Source organism: Pseudomonas sp. OF001, assembly GCF_904426495.1.
Lineage (GTDB): Bacteria > Pseudomonadota > Gammaproteobacteria > Pseudomonadales > Pseudomonadaceae > Geopseudomonas.
Genome location: NZ_CAJGBM010000044.1, coordinates 1 through 3,373, shown reverse-complemented (window position 1 = coordinate 3,373; position 3,373 = coordinate 1). Strand labels below are relative to the sequence as shown.

Annotated in this window: 3 protein-coding genes and 1 pseudogene; 3 read left to right on the top strand and 1 reads right to left on the bottom strand. The window is 55.9% G+C overall.

The features are described 5' to 3' along the window. Positions 1–88: 88 nt before the first annotated feature. Positions 89–496: a Cd(II)/Pb(II)-responsive transcriptional regulator gene (gene cadR / locus RA210_RS17755; protein ID WP_004364961.1), complete on the bottom strand. Its 408-nt coding sequence runs from the start codon at positions 494–496 to the stop codon at positions 89–91. Between the two features lie 95 nt (positions 497–591). Between cadR and RA210_RS17750 the strand changes: the two genes are divergently transcribed. The 3 genes and pseudogenes from RA210_RS17750 to RA210_RS17740 all read left to right on the top strand — a co-directional run bounded on the left by RA210_RS17750 (position 592) and on the right by RA210_RS17740 (position 3,314). Continuing rightward, positions 592–1,488: a cation transporter gene (locus RA210_RS17750; protein ID WP_004574643.1), complete on the top strand. Its 897-nt coding sequence runs from the start codon at positions 592–594 to the stop codon at positions 1,486–1,488. Between the two features lie 3 nt (positions 1,489–1,491). Then, positions 1,492–2,004, top strand: a complete 513-nt coding sequence (gene lspA / locus RA210_RS17745; RefSeq protein ID WP_004863699.1) for a signal peptidase II — start codon at positions 1,492–1,494, stop codon at positions 2,002–2,004. Positions 2,005–2,025: 21 nt separating this feature from the next. Continuing rightward, a pseudogene (locus tag RA210_RS17740) lies at positions 2,026–3,314 on the top strand (ISL3-like element ISPpu12 family transposase). Positions 3,315–3,373: the final 59 nt, after the last annotated feature.

Here is a 3,373-nt window from a genome sequence, read left to right as displayed (position 1 = left end):
TGGGTAAGCGGATTAAATGGTTGATCTTACCTTTGCATGAGAGTGAGACAGACCGGCATCTCATCGGATTATCTGGTTGATGCTTCACCTACTGCTGGTGCATGTTTCCTTCGCTAATTCCAGCAAGAACCCCACACGCCTCAACTTCCCGGTCATCGTTGCAACTCGCTCTCAGTGAAACGAGTTGTTTCTCAAGCGCTTGCAGAGCGGTTATCTGCGACCGCACATGAGAGATGTGATCATCGAGCAAGGCGTTGACGGCGGTACAAGGCTGATGAGGGTCGTCCTGATAGCTCTGTAGTTCGTGAATCTCAGCCAGTGACAGGCCCAGGATTCTGCAGCGACGGATGAAGGCCAGCCCCTCACCATGCTTCTCGGTATAGACACGGTAACCGTTGTCCTGCCGATCAGGCGGCGGCAACAAGCCCTGCTGTTCATAGAAGCGGATCGTCTGTGTTTCGACCCCTACCAACTGCGCCAACTGACCAATGCGCATCAGCCTCCTCCCCAACGGATTCTTTACTCTATTGACCTTATAGTAGCTTTATAGTTTTAAATGGTACCACAACATTGTTCAAGTGGAGTCGTATCATGAGCAAATCCTGTGGTGGCGCCTGTGGCGGTGATGCAACGTCCGCAGCGGATACCGATATACAGGCCTCCTCCGAGGCGCCAGGGAGATGGGTCAGTGTTTATGCCGTGCCGAAGATGGACTGTCCATCAGAAGAACGAATGATTCGCCTAGCCCTGAACGGCTTTGAGGAGATTCGGGCGCTGTCCTTCGACTTGTCGAACCGCCGGCTGAAGGTCGTGCATGACGGCGAGGTCGAGCCCGTCACCTCGAAACTGAAGACCTTGGGGCTAGGCGCCTCGCTTCAGGAAACCGTCGCTGCAAATCCGGAGACCATCAAGGCCGCCGAGTTTTCGGCAGCTTCTGCTAAGCAAGAATCCGGGACCCTGCGCTGGTTGCTCGGCATCAATGCACTTCTGTTCGTGGTGGAAATGACTGCCGGTCTGATCGCCCAGTCCACCGGCCTGATTGGAGAATCCCTGGACAATTTTGCCGATGCGGCGGTGTACGGGCTTGCCCTTTATGCGGTTGGACATAGCGTGAAAATGCAGGTACGTGCCGCGCATCTTGCTGGTGTACTGCAACTGATCTTGGCTGTGGGCGTGCTCGTAGAGGTGGTGAGACGCTTTGTATTCGGTAGTGAGCCTGAATCGCTGGTGATGATGGCTATCGCATTCGTCGCATTGATTGCCAATACCAGTTGTCTGCTGCTCATATCCAAACATCGGGAAGGCGGGGCGCACATGAAGGCAAGCTGGATATTCTCGGCCAACGACGTGGTGATCAACCTGGGGGTCATCACCGCCGGCGCCCTGGTCGCGTGGACCGGTTCCAATTATCCGGATCTGATTATCGGCACCATCGCGGGGGGCATTGTACTTAACGGTGCCAGACGCATTTTGGCGTTGAAGGGTTAAATAATGCTCATTATTGGCAAAAAGCTCTCGCCGTATGCCCTATTGTCCATATCGGGCCTGCTGGCAGCGTCTGATCAGGCTGTAAAGTGGCTGGTGCAGCAATCAATGGCCTATGGCGAGTATGTTTCGGTGACCCCGTTCTTTAACTGGGTGCACCTATGGAACACCGGTGCCGCATTCAGTCTTTTTGCGAATGGTGGAGGCTGGCAGCGCTACTTTTTTATCGGAATCGCGGTAGTGGTCTCGATTTTTCTGATCAAGCTGATCCTTGAAAATCGTCATAAAGGAGAAGCCATCGCTTACAGTCTTATCCTCGGTGGCGCCATGGGCAACCTGATTGACCGGGTCTTTCGCGGCTATGTTGTGGATTCCTTTGATTTCTATTGGCGAGACTGGCATTGGCCGGCCTTCAACCTGGCTGATATTGCAATTGTCCTCGGTGCCTTACTTTTCGTTTCCAGCAGCTTGTTGGGTAAAAAAGCAAACACCAATGCCGAGCCGGATGGATCTGACTGACACCTACGCCTATACAACACCATGACCGAAATTCCCGACAACATCCTTCACCTGCCGCAATACCAAGTACTGGGCTGCAAATCAACCGACGACGAAATGCACTTCCAGGTGGACGTGCCCGATCCCATCGCCTGCGAGGAATGCGGCGTGCAGGGTGAGTTCGTACGGTTCGGCAAGCGTGACGTTCCCTATCGTGATCTGCCCATCCACGGCAAGCGGGTCACTCTCTGGGTGGTCCGCCGCCGATACACCTGCCGGGCCTGCAAGACAACATTCAGGCCCCAGCTACCGGAGATGGTGGACGGATTCCGTATGACACTGCGGCTGCATGAGTACGTGGAGAAGGAATCCTTCAACCACCCCTACACCTTTGTGGCGGCACAGACCGGCCTGGACGAGAAGACGGTGCGCGACACTTCAACGCCCGCGCCGAGTTCCTGGGGCGCTGGCACCGCTTCGAGACGCCCCGCATCCTGGGCATTGACGAGCTATACCTGAACAAGCGCTACCGCTGCATTCTGACCAACATTGAGGAGCGAACCCTGCTCGACCTGCTGGCCACCCGCCGCCAGGACGTGGTGACCAACTACCTGATGAAGCTGAAAGACCGGCAGAAGGTCGAGATCGTCAGCATGGACATGTGGAACCCCTACCGGGCAGCGGTCAAGGCTGTGCTGCCCCAGGCCCGTATCGTGGTCGATAAGTTCCATGTGGTGCGCATGGCCAACGATGCCCTAGAGAGAGTGCGCAAGGGCCTCAGAAAGGAGCTGAAACCGTCCCAGAGCCGGACTCTCAAGGGAGACCGGAAAATCCTGCTGAAACGCGCTCACGAAGTCTCAGACCGGGAGCGCCTCATCATGGAGACCTGGACAGGCGCGTTCCCGCAACTGCTGGCCGCCTACGAGCACAAGGAGCGCTTCTACGGCATCTGGGACGCCACCACACGGCTCCAGGCAGAAGCCGCCCTGGACGAGTGGATAGCCACCATCCCGAAGGGCCAAAAGGAAGTCTGGAGCGATCTGGTCAGGGCAGTGGGAAACTGGCGCGAAGAGACCATGACCTACTTCGAGACGGACATGCCCGTCACCAACGCTTACACGGAGTCCATCAACCGACTGGCCAAGGACAAGAACCGTGAAGGGCGCGGTTACTCCTTCGAGGTGATGCGGGCACGAATGCTCTACACCACGAAGCACAAGAAGAAGGCACCGACTGCGAAGGTCTCTCCTTTCTACAAGAAAACCATCGGTTACGGACTGCCGGACTTCGCAGAGGAACTCAACTACGGAGTCGATCTATCAACCATCTGAGGGTGGTATCAGATTGATGGGGTGAAGGTGCCCCATCAACCATTAAATCCGTATACCCA

Coding starts and splice junctions, on each gene's coding strand:
- RA210_RS17750 (WP_004574643.1), top strand. CDS start 592: ATGAGCAAATCCTGTGGTGGCGCCTGTGGCGGTGATGCAACGTCCGCA.
- cadR (WP_004364961.1), bottom strand. CDS start 496: ATGCGCATTGGTCAGTTGGCGCAGTTGGTAGGGGTCGAAACACAGACG.
- lspA (WP_004863699.1), top strand. CDS start 1,492: ATGCTCATTATTGGCAAAAAGCTCTCGCCGTATGCCCTATTGTCCATA.